General features: G+C 67.1%; 24 protein-coding genes and 1 pseudogene. 8 read left to right on the forward strand and 17 right to left on the reverse strand.

Going from position 1 to position 25,559, the window contains the following annotated elements; all coding sequences use genetic code 11:
- Positions 1–480 precede the first annotated feature (480 nt).
- Positions 481–1,242: a DUF3108 domain-containing protein gene (locus ABD767_RS15775; protein ID WP_344869929.1), complete on the reverse strand. Its 762-nt coding sequence runs from the start codon at positions 1,240–1,242 to the stop codon at positions 481–483.
- Between the two features lie 62 nt (positions 1,243–1,304).
- Between ABD767_RS15775 and ABD767_RS15780 the strand changes: the two genes are divergently transcribed.
- The 4 genes from ABD767_RS15780 (at position 1,305) to ABD767_RS15795 (ending at position 4,603) form a co-directional block, all read left to right on the forward strand.
- Positions 1,305–2,291, forward strand: a complete 987-nt coding sequence (locus tag ABD767_RS15780; protein WP_103045397.1) for a fumarylacetoacetate hydrolase family protein — start codon at positions 1,305–1,307, stop codon at positions 2,289–2,291.
- 65 nt (positions 2,292–2,356) lie between these two features.
- Positions 2,357–3,562: a M20 aminoacylase family protein gene (locus ABD767_RS15785; RefSeq protein ID WP_344869930.1), complete on the forward strand. Its 1,206-nt coding sequence runs from the start codon at positions 2,357–2,359 to the stop codon at positions 3,560–3,562.
- An 84-nt stretch (positions 3,563–3,646) separates the two neighbouring features.
- Positions 3,647–3,904, forward strand: a complete 258-nt coding sequence (locus tag ABD767_RS15790) for an acyl-CoA-binding protein (RefSeq protein ID WP_103045394.1) — start codon at positions 3,647–3,649, stop codon at positions 3,902–3,904.
- 36 nt (positions 3,905–3,940) lie between these two features.
- Positions 3,941–4,603 (forward strand): DNA-3-methyladenine glycosylase I, encoded by a 663-nt coding sequence (locus tag ABD767_RS15795; protein WP_344869931.1) that lies wholly within the window; start codon positions 3,941–3,943, stop codon positions 4,601–4,603.
- A gap of 52 nt (positions 4,604–4,655) precedes the next feature.
- Here ABD767_RS15795 and ABD767_RS15800 read toward each other — a convergent pair whose 3' ends face one another.
- A complete protein-coding gene (locus tag ABD767_RS15800) occupies positions 4,656–4,817 on the reverse strand; it encodes a hypothetical protein (protein WP_344869932.1) in 162 nt (53 codons plus the stop codon).
- Between the two features lie 101 nt (positions 4,818–4,918).
- On the opposite strand from ABD767_RS15800, the gene ABD767_RS15805 reads away from it, so the two are divergent.
- Positions 4,919–5,248: a DUF1840 domain-containing protein gene (locus ABD767_RS15805; protein ID WP_344869933.1), complete on the forward strand. Its 330-nt coding sequence runs from the start codon at positions 4,919–4,921 to the stop codon at positions 5,246–5,248.
- A gap of 15 nt (positions 5,249–5,263) precedes the next feature.
- Here the strand turns inward: ABD767_RS15805 and ABD767_RS15810 are convergent, their stop codons facing one another.
- The 13 genes from ABD767_RS15810 to ABD767_RS15870 form a co-directional block, all read right to left on the reverse strand.
- The gene (locus ABD767_RS15810; RefSeq protein ID WP_103045391.1) at positions 5,264–6,055 is read right to left on the reverse strand and encodes an ATP-binding cassette domain-containing protein; all 792 of its coding nucleotides are present in this window, start codon (positions 6,053–6,055) and stop codon (positions 5,264–5,266) included.
- Positions 6,052–7,314 (reverse strand): ABC transporter substrate-binding protein, encoded by a 1,263-nt coding sequence (locus ABD767_RS15815; protein ID WP_103045390.1) that lies wholly within the window; start codon positions 7,312–7,314, stop codon positions 6,052–6,054. The genes ABD767_RS15810 and ABD767_RS15815 overlap by 4 nt, the downstream gene beginning before the upstream one ends.
- Before the next feature lie 46 nt (positions 7,315–7,360).
- Positions 7,361–8,434 carry an ABC transporter permease subunit gene (locus ABD767_RS15820; RefSeq protein WP_103045389.1) on the reverse strand — a complete coding sequence of 358 codons (1,074 nt, stop codon included), beginning with the start codon at positions 8,432–8,434 and terminating at the stop codon, positions 7,361–7,363.
- Between the two features lie 6 nt (positions 8,435–8,440).
- A complete protein-coding gene (locus ABD767_RS15825; RefSeq protein WP_103045388.1) occupies positions 8,441–9,319 on the reverse strand; it encodes an ABC transporter permease subunit in 879 nt (292 codons plus the stop codon).
- Positions 9,316–11,259: an AMP-binding protein gene (locus ABD767_RS15830; RefSeq protein ID WP_103045387.1), complete on the reverse strand. Its 1,944-nt coding sequence runs from the start codon at positions 11,257–11,259 to the stop codon at positions 9,316–9,318. The genes ABD767_RS15825 and ABD767_RS15830 overlap by 4 nt, the downstream gene beginning before the upstream one ends.
- Entirely contained in the window at positions 11,249–12,055 is an 807-nt protein-coding gene (locus ABD767_RS15835) for an ABC transporter ATP-binding protein (RefSeq protein ID WP_344869934.1), read from the reverse strand. Before ABD767_RS15835 ends, ABD767_RS15830 begins: the two co-directional genes overlap by 11 nt.
- A gap of 136 nt (positions 12,056–12,191) precedes the next feature.
- Entirely contained in the window at positions 12,192–13,442 is a 1,251-nt protein-coding gene (locus ABD767_RS15840; RefSeq protein ID WP_103045385.1) for an AMP-binding protein, read from the reverse strand.
- A gap of 59 nt (positions 13,443–13,501) precedes the next feature.
- Positions 13,502–14,311 (reverse strand): ATP-binding cassette domain-containing protein, encoded by an 810-nt coding sequence (locus ABD767_RS15845; protein ID WP_103045384.1) that lies wholly within the window; start codon positions 14,309–14,311, stop codon positions 13,502–13,504.
- 100 nt (positions 14,312–14,411) lie between these two features.
- Positions 14,412–15,731, reverse strand: a complete 1,320-nt coding sequence (locus ABD767_RS15850; RefSeq protein WP_103045383.1) for an ABC transporter substrate-binding protein — start codon at positions 15,729–15,731, stop codon at positions 14,412–14,414.
- 55 nt (positions 15,732–15,786) lie between these two features.
- On the reverse strand, positions 15,787–16,863 hold the full coding sequence (locus ABD767_RS15855; RefSeq protein WP_103045382.1) for an ABC transporter permease subunit: 1,077 nt from the start codon (positions 16,861–16,863) through the stop codon (positions 15,787–15,789).
- Positions 16,864–16,937: 74 nt separating this feature from the next.
- Positions 16,938–17,867 (reverse strand): ABC transporter permease subunit, encoded by a 930-nt coding sequence (locus tag ABD767_RS15860; RefSeq protein ID WP_103045381.1) that lies wholly within the window; start codon positions 17,865–17,867, stop codon positions 16,938–16,940.
- Positions 17,868–17,876: 9 nt separating this feature from the next.
- Positions 17,877–18,662, reverse strand: a complete 786-nt coding sequence (locus ABD767_RS15865; protein ID WP_103045380.1) for an ATP-binding cassette domain-containing protein — start codon at positions 18,660–18,662, stop codon at positions 17,877–17,879.
- 16 nt (positions 18,663–18,678) lie between these two features.
- Positions 18,679–20,616, reverse strand: a complete 1,938-nt coding sequence (locus tag ABD767_RS15870) for an AMP-binding protein (RefSeq protein WP_103045379.1) — start codon at positions 20,614–20,616, stop codon at positions 18,679–18,681.
- A gap of 223 nt (positions 20,617–20,839) precedes the next feature.
- Here ABD767_RS15870 and ABD767_RS15875 point away from each other — a divergent pair, with 223 nt between their 5' ends.
- The 3 genes from ABD767_RS15875 (at position 20,840) to ABD767_RS15885 (ending at position 24,217) form a co-directional block, all read left to right on the forward strand.
- Positions 20,840–21,598: a cyclic nucleotide-binding domain-containing protein gene (locus ABD767_RS15875; RefSeq protein WP_103045378.1), complete on the forward strand. Its 759-nt coding sequence runs from the start codon at positions 20,840–20,842 to the stop codon at positions 21,596–21,598.
- A 130-nt stretch (positions 21,599–21,728) separates the two neighbouring features.
- Positions 21,729–23,687: a molecular chaperone HtpG gene (gene htpG, locus ABD767_RS15880; protein ID WP_103045377.1), complete on the forward strand. Its 1,959-nt coding sequence runs from the start codon at positions 21,729–21,731 to the stop codon at positions 23,685–23,687.
- A 74-nt stretch (positions 23,688–23,761) separates the two neighbouring features.
- On the forward strand, positions 23,762–24,217 hold the full coding sequence (locus tag ABD767_RS15885; RefSeq protein WP_103045376.1) for a hypothetical protein: 456 nt from the start codon (positions 23,762–23,764) through the stop codon (positions 24,215–24,217).
- Positions 24,218–24,260: 43 nt separating this feature from the next.
- Here the strand turns inward: ABD767_RS15885 and ABD767_RS15890 are convergent, their stop codons facing one another.
- Together ABD767_RS15890 and ABD767_RS15895 are read right to left on the reverse strand one after the other, a co-directional pair.
- Positions 24,261–25,169: a DMT family transporter gene (locus ABD767_RS15890; protein ID WP_344869935.1), complete on the reverse strand. Its 909-nt coding sequence runs from the start codon at positions 25,167–25,169 to the stop codon at positions 24,261–24,263.
- Positions 25,170–25,401: 232 nt separating this feature from the next.
- Positions 25,402–25,559, reverse strand: a pseudogene (locus ABD767_RS15895) (IS4 family transposase); the annotation flags it as partial.

Genomic DNA, 25,559 nt, shown 5'->3' on the forward strand with positions numbered 1-25,559 from the left:
GTCGGCTCGATGCTCCTGCACCATGCGCACGGCGCGCTCGCGGACCTCGGGTGAGAACTTGTTTGACTTGGTCATAGCTCCATCTTCTCAAGTGTTGGAGCCTCCTCAAAACCCGGGGCGGTTCAGTCTGCGCTTCACCTTCGCGTACTCGATCGATATAGAAATGGAATTAGAGCGTGTTTACGATCTCTGTTTGATCATTCTTCCCCGTCATACCGGCGAAAGAACGTCACCCCGGACTCTGATCCGGGGCCGGTATCCAGCCCTCGCCGTGAAGGAGGTGTCGTCGCTGGATTGCGGCTTTCGCCGCAATGACGGAGTAAGGGAATTCCTGTCTTTGGGTGGGCAGCGAGCTGCGGAAAGATCGTAAACACGCTCTTGCTCATACATGGCAGCGGTGTGCCGCGGTTCAAGCGCGGGTTTGCCCGCGCAAGACGAAAGCCAGTATCGCACGCCCGACCGGGGCGCTCACAGGGCCGTTCAGATATCCGGCAGCGCGTTCAGGCGCAGGTCGACGCGGTCGCCGTTGTCCTCGTGCATCAGGATGCGCACCGGCAGATGGTGGAGCTGCTCGCCCAGCCACAGCGTGGCCTGCGGGTCGCCCTCGCGGCGCGGCTGGCGTTGCAGTTTGAGCGCCGGCACGCTGCCCGCGGGCAGCTGCAGCGTCTCGCGCCCGATCACGGTGAAGGTCCAGGGCTGGATGCTGTTCGTCCCTACGGTCTCCAGCGTGATCCGGCTGCCTGCTGCCATCTGCGGCTGCGCGGCCAGCAGTGCGCCGAGCTGGAAGAACACGCTGAGCCGATCCTGCGCGCCGTCCGGCAGGCTGGCCGTCGCGCCCGACGGCGAGAACAGTACCTGGTGCTGCTGCCAGTCCAGCTGCGCGCTGCGCAGCTTGCGCGTCTTGTCGTCAAAGCGCTCGGGCCGCAGCCCGGTGGCGGTGATCTGCCCGCGGCTGGTCTGAGCGCGGGCGGTAAAGCCCAGGATGCGGATCTGCTGGCGCGCCTCGTAGTGCGTGCCCTGGTTGTCCCAGTCCAGCGTGGCGCTGGCGCTGTAGTGCATCTGGCGGATCTCACCCGTTACGCTGAACTGCAGCTGTGCCGATGCGGGCAGCGCCAGTGCGCCTTGCGTCCGCGCGCTACCTGCGGCCAGCCACAGGGGCAGCGCCAGCAGCACGGCGCGGCGGCGCCGGTCGGGCGCAGGGCGCAAAACGGGCGGGAAGGGTGGCTGCGGCGTGGAGGTCACTAGAATTTCCGACTCTTGCGTTGAAGGGCGGCCGCGGGCCGCTGGTGCGAAGAAAGGCTGCGATGAAACTTGCCACGTACAGGGACGGCTCGCGCGATGGCCAGCTCGTCGTCGTCTCGCGCGACCTGGGGCAGGCGCATTATGCGACCGGCATTGCCGACCGGCTGGCGCAGGTGCTCGACGACTGGAACTTCCTGGCGCCGCAGCTGCAGGATTTGTATGCCCAGCTCAACGCCGGGCGTGCGCGCCACGCGTTTGCGTTCGATGCGCGCCAGTGCATGGCGCCGCTGCCGCGCGCCGGCCAGCGCCTGGGCGCATTGGCCTACCCCAGCCACGCCGGGCGCGTGCGCCGTGCCTGGGCCGTGGCGCTGCCCGAACTGCCCGCCACCATGCCGGTGCTCTACCAGGGCGCGGGCGACGACCTGCTGGGCGCCTGCGACGATGTCTGCCTGACCAGCGAGGCGCTGGCCGCCGACCTGGGCGCGTCGCTGATGGTCGTGACCGGCGACGTGGCGCGGGGTGCGCTGCCCGAGCAGGCGCTCGAAGGCGTGCGTCTGCTGATGCTGGCCAACGAGGTGACGCTGACCGCGCTGGCCGCAGACGAGCTGGCGCGCGGCCTGGGCCTGGTGCAGGCGCGCGCGGCGACGGCGTGCAGCCCGGTGGCCGTCACGCCCGACGAGCTGGGCGACGCCTGGCGCGGCGGGCGGGTGCGGCTGACGCTCAAGTGCAGCGTCAACGGTCGCAAGCTCGGCCTGGTCGATGCCGGCGCCGGCATGCGTTTCGACTTTGGTCAGCTGCTGGCGCACGCGGCGCGCACGCGCAGGCTGCGCGCGGGCAGCCTGCTGGGTGCGGACACGGTCAGCAGCGACGACCCCGCGCGGGGCTTTTGCAGCATTGCGGAGAAGCGCGTCGTCGAGGCGCTCGATGGCAGCGAGCCGGTGACCGGCTACCTGCGCTTTGGCGACGTGGTACGCGTGGAGATGCTGGGCAGCGACGGGGCGAGTGTGTTTGGCGCCATCGAGCACGCGGTGGCGCAGGCCGGGGCATAGGCTGCGGCTGGCGCGGGCGGCGGGTAGACTGCGAGGTTTTCCAGCGCTGTGAAGTGAGGCCTGCCATGAAACTCATCGACTCCATCGTTGCCCAGGCGGATGCGATCGCCCAGCTGCGCCGTGACATCCACGCACATCCCGAGCTGTGCTTCGAAGAGCAGCGCACCGCCGACCTGGTGGCCGCCAAGCTGACCGAGTGGGGCATTCCCATCCACCGCGGCCTGGGCACGACCGGCGTGGTCGGCATAGTGCACGGACGCGACGGCGGCGCCTGCGGCAAGGCGCTGGGCCTGCGCGCCGACATGGACGCGCTGCCCATGCACGAGCTCAACACCTTCGCGCACGCAAGCACCTACTCCGGCAAGATGCACGCCTGCGGCCACGACGGCCACACTGCGATGCTGCTGGCAGCGGCCCAGCACCTGGCGCAGCAGCGCGACTTCGACGGCACGGTCTACCTGATCTTCCAGCCGGCCGAGGAGGGCGGCGGCGGCGCGCGCGAGATGATCAAGGACGGGCTGTTCGAGCGCTTTCCGATGCAGGCCGTGTTCGGCATGCACAACTGGCCCGGCATGCCCGTGGGCAGCATGGCGGCGAGCAGCGGGCCGGTCATGGCGTCGAGCAACGAATTCAAGATCACGGTGCGCGGCAAGGGCGGCCACGGCGCCATGCCGCACATGACGCTGGATCCGGTGCCCGTCGCCTGCCAGATGGTGCAGGGATTCCAGAACATCATCAGCCGCAACAAGAAGCCGGTGGACGCTGGAGTGATCTCGGTGACCATGATCCACGGCGGCGAGGCGACCAACGTCATCCCCAACAGCTGCGAACTGCAGGGCACGGTGCGCACCTTCAGCATCGAGGTGCTCGACCTGATCGAGCGGCGCATGCGCCAGGTGGCCGAGCACACCGCCGCCGCGCACGACATGCAGTGCGACTTCGAGTTCGTGCGCAACTACCCGCCGACGATCAACACCGCGGCCGAGGCCGCGTTCGCCGCCCAGGTGATGGCAGACATCGTCGGCGCCGAGCGCACGCTGGCGCAGGAGCCCACCATGGGCGCCGAGGACTTTGCCTACATGCTGCAGGCCAAGCCCGGCGCCTATGTCTTCATCGCCAATGGCGACGGCGCGCACCGCGCCGGCGGCCATGGTGGCGGCCCCTGCACGCTGCACAACGCCAGCTATGACTTCAACGACGAGTTGATCGCGCTGGGCGGCACCTACTGGGTCGAGCTGGCGCAGCGCTGGCTGCGCAACCCCACGGCGTGAAGACATGCGCCGACGGAGAAAAACGAACGACCGTACTTTCCTGGCTACACTGGCGCTTCTTCCTACGTACGACGAGAGACACGCATGCCCGACCTGAACACCGCCTTCGAGACGGCTTTCGCCGATTCCAAGCAACTGTCCGAGCGTCCCGACAACCCGACGCTGCTCAAGCTCTACGCGCTGTACAAGCAGGCGACCGAGGGTGACAACCAGGGCAAGAAACCGAGCTTCTCCGACATCGTCGGCCGCGCCAAGTGGGACGCCTGGGAAAAGCTCAAGGGCACGGCGCAGGACGCGGCCAAGCAGCAGTACATCGACTTGGTCGCGTCCTTGCGCGGCTGATCTGCCCCGGCCTGGGCGGCGCGGCACAATGGCCGCATGACCGAAAGAGCCGCCACACCCACCGAAGCCGTCGCCCCCGGGCTGTTTGCCGACGCGCAAGGCCAGTTGCGCTGCTCCTGGTGCGGCGCCAGCGGCGCGTACCGCCACTACCACGACCATGAATGGGGCTTTCCGGTGGCCGATGATCGCCGGCTGTTCGAGAAGCTGTGCCTGGAGGGCTTCCAGGCGGGGTTGAGCTGGCTGACCATATTGAACAAGCGCGAGGCGTTTCGCGCTGCGATGGCCAACTTCGAGGCCGAGCCGCTGGCGCGCTTTGGCGAGGCGGAGATCCGCCAACTGCTGGCCAACGCCGCCATCGTGCGCCACCGCGGCAAGATCGAGGCGGCCATCAACAACGCGCAGCGCGTGCTGGAGCTCAAGCGTGAATACGGGTCGCTGGCGCGCTACGCCTGGTCGTTCGAGCCGCTGGCGCAGCAGCAGCGCCCGGCGCGCCTGACCTGGGACGCGCTGCGCGGCATCAGCGAATCGCCGGCATCACGCGCACTCTCGCGCGACCTGAAAAAGCGCGGCTGGCGTTTCGTCGGGCCGACGACGATGTATGCTTTCATGCAGGCCATGGGCCTGGTCAACGACCATGTCGAGGGTTGCAGCACGCGCGCGGCCGTGGATGCGGCGCGCGCAGGATTCGTGCGGCCATGAAAAAGCCCTCCGAAGAGGGCTGGTGGGCCGAGGGCGCGGTGGCGCGCCCGCATCAGCCGTGGCGCTTGCCGGGGTTTTTCTTGAAGCGCGTGTGCGTGCCGCGCTCCAGGCTCACGCGCTGGCCGCGGCCGGGCGTGGCATTGGGCATGCCAGGCATCGGCGTGGGGCGGGGCGTGCGCTTGCGGTCGGCTTCGGTGACGATTTTGTTGCCCATGGTGAATACTCCTGCGATGAAAACAAAGACGAAAACGTAGAAAACCCTCTATTAAGCCACAAATGACTGGCTATGCTGTCCCAATCACTGGAGGATTCCCGATGTTGTACAAGTTCAAATCCCGCGCGGCGGCCGACCTGATCATGCTCGAAGCCCATGGGCGCCAGCTGCTGCAGATCATGGGCAAGTCGCCCGACGACCCCCACGGCATCGTGACCGTCGCGCAGATTCCGGATGCCATTGCCGCGTTGCAGGCCGCGGTGCAGCGCGATGACGCACTGCGCGCGCAATCGGACGCCAGCCAGGACGACGAGCACGACGGCGATGACGCCCAGACGCCGCGCGACACCGTCAGCCTGCGCCAGCGCGCCGCGCCCTTCATCGAGATGCTGCGCCGCAGCCAGGCCGAGGATCGCGACGTCGTGTGGTGAGTGCCGGGCGGGGCATCAGGCCAGCCAGCGTTTGCGCCGGCGATAGTGCTTGACGTTGTGATAGTCCACGCGCTCGCCGCCACCCAGGTAGAACTCCTGGATGTCGGGGTTGCGCTTGAGCTCTTCGGTAGTGCCGCTCATCACGATGTTGCCGTTTTCGATCAGGTAGGCGTGGTCGGCCACGTCCAGCGCGGCGCGGGCGTTCTGCTCGACCAGCAGCACACTGACGCCGTGCTTGCGGTTGATCTCGCGGATGATCGTGAAGATCTCCTTGACCAGCACCGGCGCCAGGCCCAGCGACGGCTCGTCGAGCATGATCAGGCGCGGCTCGGTCATCAGCGCGCGGGCGATCGCCAGCATCTGCTGCTCGCCGCCCGACAGATAGCCGGCCTTGCTTTTGGAGCGCTCGGCCAGGCGCGGGAAGTAGGCGTAGGCCTGCTCGCGCAGCTGGCTGAAACTGCTCTTGGCGCTGCGCCCCGGGTAGGCGGCCAGCAGGTTGTCGTCGGGCGTCAGGTGCTCGAAGATGCGCCGGCCCTCCATCACGTGCACCAGGCCCATGCGCACGCGCTCGGGCGGCGCGAGCTGCCCGATGTCCTGGCCGCGAAACAGCACCTGGCCGCGGCGCACCTCGCCGCGCTCGGGCGCCAGCAGCCCGCTGATGGTCTTGAGCGTCGTAGACTTGCCGGCGCCGTTGGCGCCGAGCAGGGCCACCATCGAGCCCTCCTCGACGGTGAGCGACACGCCCTTGATGGCGAGGAAGACCTTGTCGTAGGCCACCTCGACATTGTTGAGGCTCAGAAAGCTCATTTCTTCTGCGCCTTGGCTTCGTCTTCGCGGATCAGGTCCCAGACCACGTCCTGGTAGGCGTGCTGCCAGTCGCTCTTGGGCGCCCACTGCTTGCCGTCCCATTCCGACACCCGGCCCCAGCCGCCGCCCTGGTGGTCCTTCGCGGTGATCGTGAGCTTGGGCATCAGGCCTTCGGCGTCGAAGTCCTTGAGCAGCTCGAAGCCCTTCTTGAGCTTCTCGCCCGTGAGCGGCTCGCCGAAGTTCTTCAGCGCCAGACGCGCCGCCTCGACCGGAATGGCCATGCTGGCCACGCCGATGTTGTAGCCGCTCCAGCCCACGCGCTTCTTGTCGCCGGTGCCGTTGCCCGGCTCGACGACCTGCTTGACGATGCGCTGCAGGATGGGCGAGCCGGTGCCGGTGTTCACCGCGGTGAAGCGCTTGACGCCGACGACCTCGTTGCCCTTGAACGACTCCATGTCGCTCTCGGACAGCCAGATGACCGAGTGGATGTCCTTGGCCGGAATGCCGTTGCTGACCGCGCCGCGGATCGACACGCCCTGGCCCGGGCCGGCGCCCCAGATGATGACCTTGTTGGGGCGAAAGCGCCGCACGTCCGACCAGGTGGCCGCCTGCTCGGTGCCGGGCACCGGGTAGGGGAAGAGCTTGACCTCGAAGCCCTTGGTCTGCGCCACGCGGTTGAGCAGCTCGATGGGCTCTTTGCCGAACGGCGAGTCGATGTGCACGAAGGCGATCTTCTTGTCCTTGAGCCCGCCTTCGTTCTCGTCGATGTACTTGAGCAGCAGCGCCGCCTGCGAGCGGTAGATGGCGGCCGACGGGAACACGTAGGGGAAGGCCTGGCCGTCGGCGGCGTCGGCGCGGCCGTGGGCAAACGCGATCATCGGCAGCTTGTCCTCGTCCACGCGCGGCATCAGCGCGTTGGCCACCGGCGTGCTCAGGAAGTCGAAGAACAGGGCGCCTGCGGCCTTGGCCTCGTTGTACAGCGCGATGCCGCGCTCGGGGTAGCTGGCGTGGTCCTTGACGATCATCTTGATCGGGTGGCCGTCGATGCCGCCCTCAAGATTGACCAGCTTGATGTAGTCCTGCTGGCCCTGGCTGTATTCGTCGGTCAGAAAGGTGTAGACGCGGGTGAAGTCCAGCAGCGTGGCGAACTGGATGGGCTCCTTGTTCTGCGCGTGTGCCAGCGGGCCGGCAAGGCCGGCCGCGGCCAGGGCGGCGGCAGCCAGGGTGGTGCGAACGAGGGTGCGACGGGTGTGCTTCATGGCGGTGGTCTCCTTGCTGTGGTTGTCGTGGTGAAAATTTCCAGATTCAGCTCTGCGTGTGGCGAAACGGCCAGACGAGGAAGTATTTGCGCATGTTGTCGTAGATCTTGGCCAGGCCCAGCGGCTCGAACAGGAGGAAGCCGATGATCATCGCGCCGTAGAGCATCAAAGGGATGTGCGCCATCAGCGAGGTCGACAGGTTGAGCCAGCCGGCGTCGACCATGGCCGCGATCAGGTTGAGCAGCACGATGGGCGCCAGCAGCACGAAGCCCGCGCCGAGGAAGCCGCCGACCACGCTGCCCAGGCCGCCGACCAGCGCCATGGCCACGAGCTGGATGGTGACGTCGAAGTTGAACTGCGAGGGCGTCACCGCCTGGTAGTAGCAGAACGCCAGGATGGCGCCCGAGACGCCGCCCAGAAAGCTGCTGGTGAAGAAAGCGAGCAGCTTGTACTTGAAGATGTTGACGCCGATCACCGCGGCGGCGAAGTCCTTGTCGCGCACCGCCACCAGCGCCCGGCCGAAGCTGGTGCGCTTGATGTTGAGGATGAGCAGCGTGACGACCGCGGTCCACAGCAGCGCCAGGTAGTAGCGCGCGGTGAGCGTGTCCAGCGCAATGAACAGGAAGTTCACCTTGGGCGTTTGCAGTGTCGCCACCGCGCCGCCCGAGATGACGTTGACGTTGACGATCACCCAGTCGACCAGGAATTGCATGGCCAGCGTCGCCATCACCAGGTACAGGCCTTTGACGCGCAACGCCGCCGCGCCGAACAGACTGCCGATGCTGGCGGCCACCAGGCCCGAGGCCAGCAGCGCCAGCTCCAGCGGCACGCCCGCGCGCGTCAGGTGGATGCTGGTGTAGGCGCCGATGGCCATCACCGCGGCGAAGCCGAAGTGCAGCTGACCGGCCAGCCCCATCAGCAGCGTCAGCGACAGTGTGGCGGCGCTGAAGATCAGCCAGGGCAGCATGTAGCTGGACAAATACAGGTTGGACATGTATAGCGGCGCGGCCAGCGCCAGCAGCGCGATGATCGCGACCTGCCAGCGGTCGGCGCCGATGGGCCACAGCTGGCGCGTCTGCGCGTAGCGTGTGTGGTGGATTCCGGAGAGGCGGTAGAACATGGCGGTTCAAATCCTTTCGATGTCTTCGCGCCCGAACATGCCGTAGGGCCGGATCAGGATGGTCAGCAAGATGACGACCGAGGTGACCACGTCGCGCGTGCTGCCGCCGACCATGGAGTCGACGTAGCCCGGGATCACGCTGCCCAGGATGCCTACGACCAGCCCGCCCAGCAGCGCGCCGGGAATGCTGTCGATGCCGCCCAGGATGACGACAGCGACCGCGGGGAACAGCAGCGCGGTGAGCGACCAGTCCACGCCCTGCACAGCGCCCCACATGGTGCCTGCGGCGACCGCGCACAGCCCGGCCAGGCCCCAGGAGATGGCGACCGCGTGCTCGACCGAGATGCCGACCGACCAGCTTGCCACGTGGTTGTCCGACACCGCGCGCAGCTTGGTGCCCAGGCGCGTGCGAAAGAACGCCAGGGCCAGCGCGATCAGCACCAGCGCGACCACGCCACCGACGACGTAGGTGCGGTTGGTCAGGATGTCGCCCATGATCAGCGGCGCCATGCCGATGCCCACGTCCAGGTGCTTGGGCTCGGTGCCGAGAAAGCCCGGGCCGACGCCGCGCAGGAACACGTCCAGGCCCAGCGTCAGCATCACGATCATGATGATGGGCTGGCCCACCATGGTGCGCAGCAGCACGCGCTCGGTCAGCCAGCCCAGCGCGAACATGGCGACCAGCGCCAGCGGGATGGCGGCGATCATCGGCAGGCCCCACGAGGTCAGCAGCCAGACGGCGTAGCCGCCCATCATCACCATGGCGCCGGCGGCGAAGTTGAGCACGCCCGACGACTTGTAGATCAGCACGATGCCCAGCGCCACCATGCTGTACATCAGGCCGGTGAGCGCGCCGTTGATCAGCAGTTCCAGAAAATAGCTCATGCTCTTGCCTCCGCTGCGCCGACGTCGCAAATCGCCAGCTCGCGCCGCAGCTCGCCCGACTCGCCGGTCTCATAGGTGATCTGTGCGCGCGCCTCGATGCTTTGGCGGCCGTCGTAGATGGCATCGATGATCTCGCCGTAGTGCTCGGCAATCACGCCGCGGCGCAGCTTGCGTGTGCGCGTGACCTCGCCGTCGTCGGGGTCGAACTCCTTGTGCAGGTTGACGAAGCGGCGGATCTGCGTCGGTGCCGGCAGCTTGGCGTTGACGGTGCGCATCAGGCCCGCGATCAGCTGGTAGACCGGCGGCTGCTGCGACAGGTCGGCAAACGAGGTGTAGGCGACGCCTCGCTCCTGCGCCCAGTGGCCTACGGCATCCCAGTCGATCGCCACCAGCGCGGCCAGCCAGTCGCGCCCGTCGCCCAGCACGCACACGTCCTTGATGTAGGGGCTGAACTTGAGCTGGTTCTCGATGAAGGTGGGAATGAAGCGCGCGCCGCCCGTGGTGTAGACCACCTCGGAGACGCGCCCGAGCACGACGAGCTGCCCGTCGTCCTCCAGGTGGCCGGCGTCGCCCGTGTGCAGCCAGCCGTCCTGCAGCGCTTCGGCGCTGGCCGCGTCGTCGTCGAAGTAGCCGTCGAACACGTTGCCGCCGCGCACCAGAATCTCGCCGCTGTCGCTGATGCGCACCTGCATGCCCGGAAACGGCTTGCCCACGGTGTGCAGCTTGACGGTGCCCGCCTCCTGCGCGGCGCACAGCGCCGAGTTCTCGGTCTGGCCGTAGAACTGGCGCAGCGGCAGGCCCAGCGCGCGAAAGAACAGAAAGATGTCCTCGCCGATCGCCTCGCCCGCGGTATAGGCATGGCGCGCGCGCGACAGGCCCAGCTGATCCTTGATCGGCCCGTAGATCAGCAGCTCGCCTACGCCGCGCCACAGGCGCTGCAGCAGGCCGGGCTGGTGGCCGGCCAGGTGGCGCCGCTCAAGCGCCACCGCATACGGCATGAAGTGGTCGTACAGGCGGCGCTTGAGCGGCGTCGACTCGGCCATGCCCACCTGCACGCGGGTCAGCATGGTCGACCAGGCGCGCGGCGAGGTGAAGTAGACCGTCGGCGCGATCTCGCGCAGGTCGCGCTGCACCGTCTCCTGCTTCTCCGGGATGTTGACCGTGAAGCGCAGCGCCAGCGCCGCTGCAATGGTGAAGATGAAGTCGCCCACCCAGGCGATCGGCATATAGGCCATGTGCGACTCGCCCACGCCGAAGTAGCCCGCCTGCGCCGCGCTGCGCACCGCGAACAGCACGTGGCGGTGCTTGAGCGGGATGCCCTTGGGCGCGCCCGTCGTGCCCGAGGAGTGCAGCAGGATGGCGACGTCGTCGCTGCCTGCGCGCGTGAGCAGATCCTGCTCCAGCCCCGGCTGCTGCTGCAGGCACTGGCGGCCCTGCTGCGCCAGCGTGGTGAAGGCGATGGCGTGCGCCGGCGTGCTGCCTTCCAGGCCGCGCGGGTCGTCGTAGACGATGAGCTCAAGCCCGTCGTACTGATCTTGCAGGCCCAGCAGCTTGTCGACCTGCTCCTGATCCTCGGCTACCGCGTGGCGCACGCCTTCGCGCGTGAGCTGGCCCAGCAGCTGCTCGGGCGTGGAGTCGGGGTAGGCGGGCGAGGGAGTCGCGCGCAGCGCAATGGCGCCCAGCATCGCGAAGTACAGCGCCGGGCGGTTGTCGCCGACGATCAGCACCTTGTCGCCGGCGGCCACGCCGCGCGCCTGCAGGCCGGCGGCGGCGGCCAGCACCTGGTCGAGCAGCGCCTGCCAGGTGGTCTCCTGCCAGATGCCGCGCTCGCGTTCGCGCATCGCCACCGCATTGCCGTGCTCGCGCGCGTTGGCCGCCAGCACGGCCATCAGGTGATCGCCGGGCGTGCCGGGCACGCAGGCTTGCATTTCATGCTGCATCGGGCGCTCCTCCGATGTAGGCGGCGATCACGTCGGGGTGGTTGACGGCTTCGCGCGCCGGGCCCTCGGCGATCACGCGGCCGTTGTTGAGCACCAGCGCGCGGTCGCAGATCGCGGTGATCACGTCCATGTGGTGCTCGATCATCAGGATGGTGAGGTTCAGCGCCTCCTTGGCGTCCAGGATGAAGCGCACGATGTATTCCTTCTCCTCCTGGTTCATGCCGGCCATCGGCTCGTCCAGGATCAGCATGCGCGGCTGCGAGGCCAGCGCCCGTGCCAGTTCGACGCGCTTTTGCAGGCCCAGCGGAATCACCTCGACGGGCTCGTCGCGCACGCTCTCGAGCTGCAGCAGGTCGATGATCTCCTCGACCTTGAGGCGGTGGGCGATCTCCTCGCGCTCGGCCCACCACCAGTAGAACAGCGAGGCCAGGGCGCTGGGGCGCATGAAGATGTGGCGCCCCAGCAGGATGTTGTCCAGCACGCTCATGCCCTTGAACAACGCCACGTTCTGGAAGGTGCGTGCAATGCCGCGGTGCGCGATCAGGTGCGGGCGCACGCCGGTCAGCGGCTGGCCCTCGAAGTGGATCGAGCCCTGCTGCGGCGGGTAGAACCCGGTGATGGTGTTGACCAGCGTGGTCTTGCCCGATCCGTTGGGGCCGACCAGGCCGAAGATCTCGCCCTGGGCGATGGACAGCGACACGTCCGACAATGCGCGCACGCCGCCAAACCAGCGGCTGACTTGTTCGCAGCGCAGCACCGGCTGCGCTGCGTGGGGTGAAACGGCAGGTGAATTCAAATGCATCTCTCCTTGGGACACATTGTTCGGGGGCCGCCCATCGAAGGCGCGGTGCGATGCAGTTTAGGAGGGATGGGCGCCGGCAAATGTCGTCCGGATGTCAGAGTCAGTGCAAATCCCGATGCCTGGCCCGCGCTCATTCGTAGCTGCGCGCGTCCTCGATGACCTTGCCGTCGTTGGGCAGGCTGCCCGGGGGCAGCATCAGCACCTCGCCGCGCAGCTTGGTCACTTCGCGCAGTGCCTCTTGCAGCAGATTGGCAAGGCCGGGTGCGGTCTCGCGCGTCTCCACCTGCAGCGTCATCTGGTCGTTGGCCATCGAGCCGGTGACCACCAGCCGCGCCTTGCCGACCTGCGGAAAGCGCCGGGCGACGTCGGCCACCTGGCCCGGCTGCACGAACATGCCGCGCACCTTGGTGGTCTGGTCTGCGCGCCCCATCCAGCCCTTGATGCGGGTGTTGGTGCGCCCGCTGGGGCAGGCGCCGGGCAGCACGGCCGACAGGTCGCCGGTGCCGAAGCGGATCAGCGGGTAGTCGGGGTTGAGCGTGGTGACGACCAGTTCGCCGACCTCGCCCTCGGGCACCGGGTCGCCCGTGCCGGGACGCACGATCTCGACGATCACCCCCTCGTCGATCACCAGGCCCTCGTGCGCGCTGGTCTCATAGGCGATCAGGCCCAGGTCGGCCGTGCCGTAGCACTGCATGCCGTGTACGCCGCGCGCGGCAAACCACTGGTGCAGCGACGGCGGATAGGCCTCGGCCGAGAACAGCGCCTTGGTCAGGCTGGGCAGCGCCACGCCCAGCTGCTCGGCCTTCTCCAGGATGATCTTCAGAAAGCTGGGCGTGCCGATGTAGCCGGCCGGCTGCAGGTCGGCCATGGCCTGCACCTGCTGCTCGGTCTGGCCGGTGCCGCCGGCAAACACGCTGCAGCCGATGGCATGGGCAGCGGTCTCCATCATCGAGCCGGCCGGCACGAAGTGGTAGGAAAAGCAGTTGTGCACCAGCTCGCCGGCGCGAAAGCCGGCGGCGTAGAGCGCGCGCGCCATGCGCCAGTAGTCGGGCCGCGCGCCCTCGGGCTCGTACAGCGGGCCGGGGCTGCTGAACACGCGCGGCATGGCAGCGCCAAAACCCATGGTGGCGAAGCCGCCGAACGGGCTGGCGCTGCCGCGCGCGTCCTGCTGGCGCTGCTGCAGCGCGCTCTTGCGCGTGACGGGCAGCTGCGCCAGCGCGGCGCGGCTGGTGACGGCGGCCGCGTCGACGCCGGCCAGGATGGTGGCGAACGCCGCACTGTGGGCCTGGGCGTGGGCAATCTGGCGGGGCAGGGCCTGCATCAGCGCCGCCTCGCGCTCCTGGGGGCTGCGGGTTTCCAGATCGTCGTAGAAATTGCTCATGCTGTGCTCTCCGAAGTGGGGAATCGAATCCGAACAGGCTGGGTGCAAAGCCCAGCGCCTCAAGCCAGCCAGCGCTTGCGCCGTTTGTAGCTCTTGACGTCCTTGAAGCTCTTGCGTTCGCCGCCGCCCATGCCCAGGTAGAACTCCTTGACGTCTTCGTTGCTCGCCAGCTCCTGGGCCGGGCCGTCCATCACGATGCGCCCGCTCTCCATGATGTAGCCGTAGTCGGCGTACTTGAGCGCCATGTTGGTGTTCTGCTCGGCCAGCAAAAAAGTGGTGCGCTCCTTGGCGTTCAAGTCCTTGACGATGTGGAACACCTCATCGACGATCTGCGGCGCCAGGCCCATCGAGGGCTCGTCGAGCAGCACCAGCCTGGGGCTGCTCATCAGCGCGCGGCCGATGGCGCACATCTGCTGCTCGCCGCCCGAGGTGTAGGCAGCCTGGCTGGTGCGCCGGGTCTTCAGGCGCGGAAAGTAGGCGTAGACCTTCTCCAGGTTGGCGGCGATCTCGGCGCGGTCGCGCAGCGTGTAGGCGCCGGTGAGCAGGTTTTCCTCTATGGTCAGGTGGGCAAAGCAGTGGCGCCCCTCCATGACTTGCACCACGCCGCGGCGCACCAGGTCGGCCGGCGTGAGGTTCTCGATGCGCTCGCCGCGCAGCTCGATCGAGCCCTTGGTGACCTCGCCGCGTTCGCCCTTGAGCAGGTTGGAGATGGCGCGCAGCGTCGTCGTCTTGCCCGCGCCGTTGCCGCCCAGGATGGCGACGATGCCACCCTCGGGCACGGTGAGCGACACGCCCTTGAGCACCAGGATCACGTGGTTGTAGATGACCTCGATGCCGTTGACTTCCAGGATTGAGTTCGGTGTCGTCATGTCTCGTCTGCCGGTGCGGCCCCAGGAGTGAAAGTGGTGTGCAACCCGGGCCGGCCGCGCCGTGGCGGCGCGACCCGGGGGTGCCGGGCGCGTGAGAAGCTCAGTTGCACTGCGGCTTGATATTGTGCTCCTTGGCGTACTTTTCCGAGGACGCGTTGTCGATCGCGTCGACCAGCGCCTTGTCGGCGGCCATCCAGTCGCTGCTGACCTTCCACTGCTTGCCGTCCCAGGTGGAGATGCGCGCGGCGTACGAGCCCATGTGGTCGGTGCAGGTGGTCTTGATGGGCTGCAGGATGCCGCCAAAGCCCAGCGCGTCGATGTGCGCCTGGGTGATGTCCAGGTTCTCCAGACCCCAGCGCACCTGCTCGCCGTTCATGACCTTGCCTTTGCCGAATTTCTCCTGCGCGGTGCGAATGGCCTCGACCGAGAACAGCGCTGCCAGCAGGCCGCGCACGTAGAGCACCTCGCCGACGATGCTTTCCTTGTCGGCCGTGCCCTGGCCCTTGGCGTACAGATCCGACAGGATGTCCTTGACGACCTTGGCGTCGCGGTTGGCCGAGCTTTGCAGCACGACGGCGTTGTAGCCCTTGGCGCCCTCGCCCACGTCGCGCGTGTCGGCTTCGGAGCCGGCCCACCAGGAGCCGTAGATCTTGTCGCGCGCGTAGCCGATGGCCTGCGCCTCCTTGAGCGCCGTCGGCGTCATCACGCCGTAGCCGCGCAGCAAGATGAAGTCGGGCTTGTCGCGGCGCACCTGCAGCCAGGTGGATTTTTGCTCCACGCCCGGCGCGGTGACGGGCAGCTCCGACAGCGTGAAGCCGTGCATCTCGGCGCGCTTGCGCAAGAGCGGCAGGGTCTCCTTGCCGTAGGGGCTGTCGTGGTAGACCACTGCGATCTTCTTGCCCTTGAGCTTGTCCAGGCCGCCTTCGCGCTGGCCCATGGCCTGGATGATCACGTCGTCGCCCACCTGGTAGTTGCCGCCCACCGGGAAGACCCACTTGAACACATTGCCGTTGGCCGAATCGCCGCGGCCGTAACCCAGGATCAGGAGAGGAATCTTGTCGGCGTCGGCCTTCTCGGTGATTGCGAAGGTGGCGCCGGTCGACCAGGGCTGGATCAGCGCCGCGCCGCCGTTCTTGGTCTTCATGCGTTCATAGCATTCGACGGTGCGCGCCGTGTCGTAGCCGGTTTCGCACTCCTCGGTCAAGAGCTTGACGCCATTGATGCCGCCGCGGGCGTTGACCAGCTTGTAGTAGTCCATCATGCCGTCGGCGGCCGGAATGCCGCTGGGTGCGTAGGGGCCGGTGCGGTAGGTCAGCAGCGGGATGTATTGCTGCGCGTCCTGCGCCGCGGCGGTGCCCGCGGCCAGCAGGGCCGAGCCGGCCACCAGCGTGGCGGCGGCAAATGCGGTCAGACGTTTCATGGTGTGTCTCCTTTTCCTGTACAGGGGTGAAAAATAGCCAATGGTGCAGCACGCATCAATGCGGGAAGGGCCAGACGCGCAGCTTCTGCTTGCCGGTGGACCACAGCTTGGCCAGGCCGTGGGGTTCGACGATGAGAAACCAGACGATGAGCACGCCGAAGATCATCAGCTCGGCGTGCGAGGCGGCCGTCGTCGTGATGCTCATGCCCACCAGCCCCGCCAGCCAGGGCAGCAGCTGGCTGAGCGCGATCGGCAGGATGACGATGAAGGCGGCGCCGAAGAAGCTGCCCATGATGGAGCCCAGGCCACCGATGATGACCATGAACAGCAGCTCCAGCGAGATGTCCAGGCTGAACGCCGCAGGCTCCCACGAGCCTAGGTAGAAAAAGCCCCACAGCGCGCCGGCCAGGCCGAGGATGAAGCTGCTCACGGCAAACGCGCTGAGCTTGGCGTACATCGGGCGGATGCCGATCACCGCGGCGGCCACGTCCATGTCGCGGATCGCCATCCACTCGCGGCCAATGGCGCCGCGCACCAGGTTTTTGGCCGCCAGCGCCACCAGCGCCAGCACCGTCAGGCAAAACAGGTATTTGGACAGATTGGTGTTGAGCGCGATGCCAAAGACCTGCGGGTTGGAGACGGCCACCGCGCCCGAGCTGCTGTTGAGCGTGAGCCAGCCGATGCGCAGAAACATCCAGTCGCTGAAGAACTGCGCCGCAAGCGTTGCCACCGCCAGGTACAGGCCGCGCACGCGCAGGCTGGGCAGGCCGAACAGCACGCCGAACGCCGCGGCGCACAGCCCGCCCAGCAGCAGCGCGGCGATGAGCGGCATGCCGGGAACGCGCACCAGGAAGTTGTACGCGCCGTAGGCGCCGACGGCCATGAAGGCGCCCGAGCCCAGCGAGATCTGGCCGCAGTAGCCGGCCAGGATGTTCATGCCCAGCGCCGCCAGCGACATGATGACGAAGGGCAGCAGGATGGCGGCGAACAGGTATTCGCTGGCCAGCAGCGGCACCGCGATGAAGGCCACGGCCAGGACGGCGGCAATGGCGATGCGATCCTGCGCGATCGGGAAGATCTGCTGGTCTGCGTGGTAGCTGGTCTTGAACTGGCCGTTTTCGCGGTAGAACATCTCTTGCCCTTCAATCTAATTTTTGTGCTGCGAGCGCTGCGCGCCCTGCGCCGAAAGATCATCGATCGCGTATGTCATACGCGGTCGATGATCTTCTCGCCGAACAGCCCCTGCGGGCGAAACAGCAGGAACACCAGCGACAGCACGTAGGCGAACCAGATCTCGATGCCGCCGCCGACGAACGGTCCCAGGTAGACCTCGGAGAGCTTCTCGCCGACGCCGATGATCAGCCCGCCGACGATGGCGCCCGGCACCGAGGTCAGACCGCCCAAAATGACCACGGGCAGCGCGCGCAGCGCCAGCGTCTGCAGCGAGAACTGCACGCCCAGCTTGCTGCCCCAGACCATGCCTGCCACCAGCGCCACCAGGCCGGCCACGCACCAGACGATGACCCAGATGCGCGACAGCGCAATGCCCACCGACTGCGCCGCCTGGTGGTCGTCGGCCACGGCGCGCAGCGCGCGGCCGGTGGTGGTCTTCTGGAAGAACAGCGACAGCAGCAGCACCAGCGCCGCGCCAATGGCCGCGGCAATCAAGTCTTCGGGGTTGACCATGACGCCGCCCTCGAACAGGCCGTCCATCAGGAACAGAGGATCCTTGGGCATGCCGATGTGGATGGAATAGATCTCGCTGCCGAACAGCACCTGGCCCGTGCCTTCGAGGAAGTAGGCAATGCCCAGCGTCGCCATCAGCAGCGTGGCCTCGTTCTGGTTGACCAGGTGGCGCAGCACCAGGCGCTCGACCAGCCAGGCGACGATGAACATCAGCACCGCCGCGCCGGCAAAGGCCATCACGGTGGTGACGATGCGGTTGTCCAGCCCGGTCCACTGCGGAATCCACTCGGCCAGGCGCGCCATGGCCAGTGCGGCGAACAGCACCATCACGCCCTGCGCGAAGTTGAACACGCCGGAGGCCTTGAAGATCAGTACGAAGCCCAGCGCGACCAGGGCGTAGAGCATGCCGGCCATCAGGCCGCTGATCAGGGTTTCGAGAAAAAATGCCATGTGTCACCCTCAGTGGCTGGTGCCCAGGTAGGCGCGGATCACGTCTTCGTCGTCGCGTACTGCATCGGGCGTGCCGTCGCCGATCTTCTTGCCGTAGTCCAGCACCACCACGCGGTCGCTGATGTCCATCACCACGCCCATGTCGTGCTCGATCAGCACGATGGTGGTGCCGAACTCGTCGTTCACGTCCAGGATGAAGCGGCACATGTCCTGCTTTTCCTCGACGTTCATGCCCGCCATCGGCTCGTCGAGCAGCAGCATGCGCGGCTCCATGGCCAGAGCCCGGCCCAGGTCTACGCGCTTTTGCAGACCGTAGGGCAACTGGCCCACCGGGGTCTTGCGGTGCGCCTGGATCTCCAGGAAATCGATGATGTGCTCGACCACCTCGCGGTGAGCGATCTCCTCGCGCTCGGCCGGCCCCCAGCGCAGTGCCTGCAGCAGCAGATTGCTTTTGATCTTGAGGTTGCGCCCGGTCATGATGTTGTCGATCACGCTCATGCCCTTGAACAGCGCCAGGTTCTGGAAGGTGCGCGCCACGCCCATCTCGGCCACCTGGCGGCTGTTCATGTGGCTGAAGGTCTGGCCGGCGAAGCTGATCGCGCCTTCCTGCGGCGTGTAGACCCCGTTGATGCAGTTGAGCATCGAGCTCTTGCCCGCGCCGTTGGGGCCGATGATGGCGCGGATCTCGTGCTCGCGAACGTCGAACGAGATGTCGGTGAGCGCCTTCACGCCGCCAAAGCGCAGGCTGATGTTCTTCACGTCCAGGAGGACGTCGCCGATCTTCTTGCTGGTCATGTCGCTCGGTCCTGCGTCAGGCGGCAGCGCGCGCGGCGGCCGGGAAAGTCTTGGCGTCGACGATGGTGAGCGTGGCGCTCACCGCGCCGGTGCGCCCGTCCTCGAACTTCACCTGCGTCTCGATGAACTGCTCGCTCTTGCCCGAGTACAGCGCGTCGATCAGCACGCCGTACTTGCTGGCAATGAAGCCGCGGCGCACCTTGCGCGTGCGGGTGAGCTCGTCGTCGTCGGGGTCGAGCTCCTTGTGCAGCACCAGGAAGCGTGCGATCTGGGTGTCTGCCATGCCTTCCTCGGCTGCCAGGTCGGCGTTGACCTTGGCCACGCACTCGCTCATCAGTTCGAGCACCTGCGGCTTGGCCGCCAGGTCGACATAGCCGCCATACGGAATGCCCTGGCGCTCGGCCCAGTTGCCCACGGCCTCGTAGTCGATGTTCAGAAAGGCGCAGACCTGGTCGCGCTGGTCGCCAAAGCACACCGCCTCCTTGATGTGGGAGAAGAACTTGAGCTTGTTCTCGATGTAGTTGGGCGCAAACATCGCGCCCTTGTTGGTGCGGCCCACGTCCTTGGCGCGGTCGATGATGCGCAGATTGCCCTGGCTGTCGATCAGGCCGGCGTCGCCGGTGTGGAAGTACCCCTCGGCGTCGATCACCTCCGCCGTGGCGTCGGGGCGCTTGTAGTACTCCTTGAGGATAGACACGCCGCGCACCAGCACCTCGCCGTTGCCGGCTATCTTCAGCTCGATGCCCGGCGCCGCCTTGCCCACGCTGTCGAGCTGCACCTCGCCGTCGCGCTGCAGGCAGACGTAGGCGCAGGTTTCGGTCTGGCCGTAGAGCTGCTTGAGGTTGACGCCGATGGAGCGAAAGAAGCGAAACAGATCCGGCCCGATGGCCGCGCCCGCGGTGTAGGCAATGCGGATGCGCGACAGCCCCATCACGTTCTTCAGCGGCCCGTAGATGGCCAGGTCGGCCAGGCGGTACTTGAGGCGATCCCAGCTGCCGACCGGTTTGCCGTCAAGGATGTCCGAGCCGACGCGGCGCGCCAGCTCCATGCAGCGCTCGAACAGCCACTGCTTGGGCGCGGCCGCGTCCTCCATGCGGATCGACACCGAGGTCAGCAGTCCTTCAAAAATGCGCGGCGGCGCAAAGTAATACGTCGGCCCGATCTCGCGCATGTCGATGGCCACCGTGCTGGCCGATTCGGGGCAGTTGATCGTGAATCCCGCCACCAGCCACTGCGCGAACGAGAACAGGTGGTCGCCCGCCCAGGCCGGCGGCAGGTAGCAGACCACGTTCTCGTGCGCGCCCAGCTGGTCGACCTGCACGCCGCCGCGCGCCGACTCGACGAAGGCGTGGTGCGTCAGGCAAACGCCCTTGGGCTTGCCGGTGGTGCCCGAGGTGTAGAGGATGACGGTGACGTCCTCGGGCGAGATCTGCTCGAGCAGTTGCTCCCAGGCGCCCGGGTGGGCCTCGTCCCAGGCGCGGCCGCGCTCGACCAGCTGCTGCATGCTGAGCAGTCCTGGCTGGTCGTAGTTGCGCAGGCCGCGCGGGTCGTCGTAGACGATGTGGGTCAGGCCGGCAGTGGACTCGCGTACCTCCAGCAGCTTGTCGACCTGCTCCTGGTTCTCGGCAAAGGCGAAGTGGATGCCGGCGTCTTCGATGACGAAGTCCATCTCGCTCGCCACTGCGTCCTGGTACAGAGGAATGGGCACGCCACCGGCGCACTGCGCGGCCAGAAAACCCATGTAGCCATAGGGCCGGTTGTCGCTGATCAGCGCCAGGTTCTGCCCGCGGGTGAACCCCAGTGCCACCAGCCCACAGGCCATGGCGCGCACCTCGCCCGCCACGGCCTTCCAGCTCCAGGTCTGCCAGATGCCGTATTCCTTCTCGCGCAGCGCCGGCGCGTCTGGCCGCTGGGCGGCGTGGTGCAGCAGCAAATGGGGGAACGTCGTCTTCATTGCGCGTCCTGTCGGCTCCTTGGAATCCATGTATTCCGGGTGCGCAGCCGCACCGGGATCGCTTTTGTAGCCAGATCCTAGGAAGGTCTTTGACGTTTATTTGTCTTTACGGCGACAATTTGCGGGTAAGTCCCCAAAAATACAGGCTTGATTGCCCACCGGCCAGCGCCACGCCACCCTGGGGCAGCACTGGCCGAGTGCGCAACGACGCAGGAGGAGAGCCATGAACCAAGACCTTTCGCTGCACCAGCGCCGGCGCGCGCCCACCGCGGCCGAGGTGCGCGGCATCCCCTGGATGGCCTGCCTGCAACCGCCCGACCGTGCGCGCGTGCTGTCGGCGCTGGTGGTGGGCGACGCCCGCGCGGGCGACTACGTCTGCCGCGCCGGCCGCGCCCCGACCTACTGGTTCGGCGTGGTGCAGGGCCTGCTCAAGGTGGCCATCGAAAGCGCCCAGGGCGAGTCGGTCACCTTCACCGGCCTGCCGCCTGGCGGCTGGTTCGGCGAGGGCACGGCGATCAAGCGCGAGCCCTACCGTTTCAACGTCCAGGCGCTGCGCGCCAGCACTGTGGCGGGCCTGCCCATCGACACCTTCCACTGGCTGCTGGATCACTCGATCGCGTTCAACCGCTTCATCATGGATCAGCTCAACGAGCGCCTGGGCCAGTTCATTGCCGCGCGCGAGATCGACCGCCTGCACAGCCCCGACGCGCGCGTGGCGCGTTCGCTGGCCGCGCTGTTCAACCCGGTGCTCTACCCGGGCGTCGGCCAGGTGCTGCGCATCACCCAGCAGGAGCTGGCCTACCTGGTGGGGCTGTCGCGCCAGCGGGTGAACGAGGCGCTGGCCAATCTGCAGGCCTGCGGCGCCATCCAGGTCGAATATGGCGGGCTGCGCGTGCTCGATCTGCAGGCACTGCGTTCGCTGCACGCGTTGGACGGCGAAGAGCGTGCGCTGGCGCGCCAGGTGCGCATGGCGGTGCATTGAGCGCGCCAGTCAGCTCCGGGGCCGTACGGGCGGCACGTGAAAGACTTGAAAGCCGTCGTGCGGCCCCCAGATGGGGTGCGTTCCCGCCGCTGTGGCGGATTTTGTTTTTCTCCGACTCTCTCCCATCGCCATGAGCAAACAACTGCATTCCTTCCAGGCCGAAGTGGCCCAGCTGCTGCACCTGGTCACGCATTCGCTGTATTCCAACAAGGAAATCTTCCTGCGCGAGCTGGTCTCCAACGCGTCGGACGCCTGCGACAAGCTGCGCTTCGAGGCGCTCAACGATGCCGCGCTGTACGAGGGCGCGCCCGAACTGCAGGTGCGCGTGTCCTTCGACAAGGACAAGCGCACGGTCACGATTGCCGACAACGGCATCGGCATGAGCGCGCAGGAGGCCATCGACCACCTGGGCACGATCGCCAAGAGCGGCACCAAGGATTTCATGAGCCGCCTGACCGGCGACCAGCAGGCCAATGCCACCGAGCAGGGCCAGCTGATCGGCCAGTTCGGCGTGGGCTTCTACTCGGGCTTCATCGTCGCCGACAGGATCACCGTCGAGTCGCGCCGCGCCGGCATGAAGGCCGAGGAGGGCGTGCGCTGGACCAGTGGCGGCGCCGGCGACTTCGAGGTCGAGAACATCACCCGGCCCGAGCGCGGCACCGCCGTCATCCTGCACCTGCGCGATGACGCCGACGAGTACCTGAACGCCTGGAAGCTCAAGCAGATCATCGGCAAATACTCCGACCACATCAGCCTGCCCATCCTGATGGAAAAAGAGGAGTGGAAAGAGGGCGAGAAAGAGGGCGACCCCGGCGCCATGGTCAAGACCGGCGAGTGGGAGACGGTGAACAAGGCCAGCGCGCTGTGGACGCGGCCCAAGAAGGACATCACCGAGGAGCAGTACCAGGAGTTCTACAAGGCGATCAGCCACGACTTCGAGAACCCGCTGGCCTGGAGCCACAACCGCGTCGAGGGCAACACCGAGTACACGCAGCTCTTGTACATCCCGGCCAAGGCGCCGTTCGACCTGTACCAGCAGGGCAAGCATGCGGGTGTCAAGCTCTACGTCAAGCGTGTGTTCATCATGGACGACGCCGAGGCGCTGCTGCCTGGCTACCTGCGCTTCGCCCGCGGCGTGATCGACTCGGCCGACCTGCCGCTGAACGTCTCGCGCGAGCTGCTGCAGGAGAGCCGCGACGTGCGCCTGATCCGCGACGGCTCGGTCAAGCGCGTGCTCTCGATGCTGGAAGACCTGGCCAAGCATGACAGCCACGAAGCCGCCGCCGAAGGCGCCGATGGCGTGACCGACGTGGTCAGCGAAGACGACAAGGCCAAGGAAGGCAAGTACAGCCGGTTCTACGCCGAGTTCGGCGCGGTGCTCAAGGAAGGCCTGGGCGAGGACTTCGGCAACCGCGAGCGCATTGCCAGGCTGCTGCGCTTTGCATCGACCGCGGGCGAGAACGTCTCGTTCGCCGACTACAAGGCACGCATGAAGGACGGCCAGGAGGCCATCTACTACATCACCGCCGACACGCTGGCCGCGGCCAAGAACAGCCCGCAGCTCGAAGTCTTCAAGAAGAAGGGCATCGAGGTGCTCTTGATGGCCGACCGCGTCGACGAGTGGGCGCTGGGCTATCTGCAGGACTTCGACGGCACGCCGCTGCAGAGCGTGGCCAAGGGCGCGGTCGACCTGGGCAAGCTGCAGGACGAGGCCGAGAAAAAAGCGTTCGATGAAGCGGCCGAGCAGTTCAAGCCGCTGCTGGCCAAGCTCAAGGAGGCGCTCAAGGACAAGGCCGAGGACGTGCGCGTGACCACCCGCCTGGTCGATTCGCCCGCCTGCCTGGTGGTCAAGGACGGCGACATGAGCAACCAGCTGGCGCGCCTGCTCAAGCAGGCCGGCCAGCAGGCGCCCGAGGCCAAGCCGGTGCTGGAGGTCAACCCCGGGCATGCGCTGGTGAAAAAGCTCGACGGCAGCGTGCACTTCAACGACCTGGCGCACATCCTGTTCGACCAGGCGCTGCTGGCCGAGGGCGGCCTGCCCGAGGATCCGGCGGCCTATGTCAAGCGGGTGAACGCGCTGCTGGCGTAAGCGGCATCGCCGCGCTACGCAGGCCCTGCACAATGCGTTGCAGGGCTTTTTTGTCTGCATCGACAATACATACCATGAACCATCGCAAGCTGCTTGTATTCCCCGCTGCCGCCGCCGCAGCAGCGCTGGCACTGCTGTCGGCCTGCTCCAGCCCGTCGGTGGGCCTGGGCATCGGCGTTCCGGTCGGGCCGGTGTCGGTGGGCGTCGGCGTGGGCTCGGGCGGCGTCTCCGTTGGCGCCGGCGTGGGCGCCGGGCCGGTCGGCGTGGGTGTCGGCGTCAACCAGCGCGGGCAGGTGACGGGCAGCGCCGGCGTGGGCGCATCCACTGGCGTAGGCAATGCACGCGTGGGCGTCGGTGTGGGCAGCTCCACCGTGCTGCACGACCCACAGCGCCCCCAGGCCACGACGACCACGCCCCCGCGCGTGCTGGAGCCGCAGCCGGTGGCTCCCGCGCAGAGCCACGGCGAGATCCGGTGGCGAGACTCCAGTGGCCGCGCGGTGCCGGATTGCCAGGCCGAGGGCGGCTGCTGATATCGGCCTCCCATCAGTCTGGGCGGGTTGAGGGGCCCCCGCTTCATCGCCTGGCCCGGCGCCCACTCCACGCGATGAGCAGGCCCGCGCCGGCAATGATGGCGCAGCCCAGCAGCATGGCCGCGTCCACTTTTTCATTGAACGCCACGACGCCCAGGCCGACGCCAAACAGCAGCCGGGTGTAGCGAAACGGCGTGACGGTTGCAATGTCGCCAGTGCGCATCGCCTTCATCAAGCAGGTGTAGGCCAGCACGCCGATGGCGATCGCGGCGGCGACTGCGGCGGCGCTTTCCGGGGGTGGGCGAACAAAGGTGCGGCCGTCCCAGGCGCCATAGAGCGCGCCGGCCACCACGATCGTCAGAAAGCCATAAAAGCCCAGGTGGCGGGTGTCCAGCGCCGACGACACCGCGCGGCTGGCCAGGTCGCGCCCGGCAAAGCCGACCATGCCGACGATGGTGAGCAGCGACAGCCAGGAGAAGTCGGCAGCCGAGGGCCGCAGCACGACCAGCACGCCGACCAGGCCCATGACCACGGCCATCCAGCGCCGCCAGCCGACCTTCTCGCCAAAGTAGACGCTGGCGCCCAGCACCACCAGCACCGGCGTGGCCTGCAGGATGGCGGTGGCCGACGACAGCGGGGTGAGCGCGATTGCCAGCACATAGAACAGCCGCCCGGTGAACTCGAACACCGCCCGCACCAGCATGGCCCTGGAGCGCGCCGCAGCGTGCAGCAGCCCCACGCCGCCGCGCCGGGGAAAGGCTGCGAAGAGCAGCATGCCGCCCAGGCCGAACATGATGAGCAGCTGGCCAATCGGCAACTGGCGCGCGGCGGCCTTGACGAAGGCGTCCTCCAGCGCAAACGCGGCCATGGCGGCCACCATCCAGCAAATGCCCTTGACGTTGTCGCTGGCGCCCAGGCGGCGATGGGCGGAGCGGGAAAGAATGGAATTCACGAATGGCACCAAAAGTCTGTGGAAATTTTCATACCGCCGAGCCGGCATGCATGTTGCAGCGCAATGGGTTGTGTGGGTTGCGGTAGAGGGTGGCCACGATGGTCGCGCGGGTTTCGCGGCGATCAGCCGTGGTGCAACGACTATGCGGGCGCCGGTGTGGCCGCGCTCAAGTATCAGTTTCGCCCGGAAAGTCCCTGTCATTCCATTTCTATATCAACCCAGTAGTGTCCGGTTAAAAGTCAAATAGAATCAATTGCTTAGCATCGTTGGCGGATTCAATCTGTAGATCATCGGGCTGCAAGGCGCATGAAATCTGGGTTTTCTCGAAAACCGAGACCGACAAAATCTGTAGACATGTGTAGAGCGAGGCATCGAGGTGAAGCTCCTTGC

This window comes from Comamonas faecalis, from assembly GCF_039538025.1.
GTDB classification, from domain to species: domain Bacteria; phylum Pseudomonadota; class Gammaproteobacteria; order Burkholderiales; family Burkholderiaceae_C; genus Comamonas_C; species Comamonas_C faecalis.

Coding starts and splice junctions, on each gene's coding strand:
- htpG (WP_103045377.1), top strand. CDS start 21,729: ATGAGCAAACAACTGCATTCCTTCCAGGCCGAAGTGGCCCAGCTGCTG.
- ABD767_RS15830 (WP_103045387.1), bottom strand. CDS start 11,259: ATGCAGCATGAAATGCAAGCCTGCGTGCCCGGCACGCCCGGCGATCAC.
- ABD767_RS15850 (WP_103045383.1), bottom strand. CDS start 15,731: ATGAAACGTCTGACCGCATTTGCCGCCGCCACGCTGGTGGCCGGCTCG.
- ABD767_RS15810 (WP_103045391.1), bottom strand. CDS start 6,055: ATGAGCTTTCTGAGCCTCAACAATGTCGAGGTGGCCTACGACAAGGTC.
- ABD767_RS15805 (WP_344869933.1), top strand. CDS start 4,919: ATGTTGTACAAGTTCAAATCCCGCGCGGCGGCCGACCTGATCATGCTC.
- ABD767_RS15825 (WP_103045388.1), bottom strand. CDS start 9,319: ATGAGCTATTTTCTGGAACTGCTGATCAACGGCGCGCTCACCGGCCTG.
- ABD767_RS15870 (WP_103045379.1), bottom strand. CDS start 20,616: ATGAAGACGACGTTCCCCCATTTGCTGCTGCACCACGCCGCCCAGCGG.
- ABD767_RS15840 (WP_103045385.1), bottom strand. CDS start 13,442: ATGAGCAATTTCTACGACGATCTGGAAACCCGCAGCCCCCAGGAGCGC.
- ABD767_RS15860 (WP_103045381.1), bottom strand. CDS start 17,867: ATGGCATTTTTTCTCGAAACCCTGATCAGCGGCCTGATGGCCGGCATG.
- ABD767_RS15790 (WP_103045394.1), top strand. CDS start 3,647: ATGCCCGACCTGAACACCGCCTTCGAGACGGCTTTCGCCGATTCCAAG.
- ABD767_RS15875 (WP_103045378.1), top strand. CDS start 20,840: ATGAACCAAGACCTTTCGCTGCACCAGCGCCGGCGCGCGCCCACCGCG.
- ABD767_RS15845 (WP_103045384.1), bottom strand. CDS start 14,311: ATGACGACACCGAACTCAATCCTGGAAGTCAACGGCATCGAGGTCATC.
- ABD767_RS15800 (WP_344869932.1), bottom strand. CDS start 4,817: ATGGGCAACAAAATCGTCACCGAAGCCGACCGCAAGCGCACGCCCCGC.
- ABD767_RS15855 (WP_103045382.1), bottom strand. CDS start 16,863: ATGTTCTACCGCGAAAACGGCCAGTTCAAGACCAGCTACCACGCAGAC.
- ABD767_RS15820 (WP_103045389.1), bottom strand. CDS start 8,434: ATGTTCTACCGCCTCTCCGGAATCCACCACACACGCTACGCGCAGACG.
- ABD767_RS15780 (WP_103045397.1), top strand. CDS start 1,305: ATGAAACTTGCCACGTACAGGGACGGCTCGCGCGATGGCCAGCTCGTC.
- ABD767_RS15785 (WP_344869930.1), top strand. CDS start 2,357: ATGAAACTCATCGACTCCATCGTTGCCCAGGCGGATGCGATCGCCCAG.
- ABD767_RS15885 (WP_103045376.1), top strand. CDS start 23,762: ATGAACCATCGCAAGCTGCTTGTATTCCCCGCTGCCGCCGCCGCAGCA.
- ABD767_RS15815 (WP_103045390.1), bottom strand. CDS start 7,314: ATGAAGCACACCCGTCGCACCCTCGTTCGCACCACCCTGGCTGCCGCC.
- ABD767_RS15865 (WP_103045380.1), bottom strand. CDS start 18,662: ATGACCAGCAAGAAGATCGGCGACGTCCTCCTGGACGTGAAGAACATC.
- ABD767_RS15795 (WP_344869931.1), top strand. CDS start 3,941: ATGACCGAAAGAGCCGCCACACCCACCGAAGCCGTCGCCCCCGGGCTG.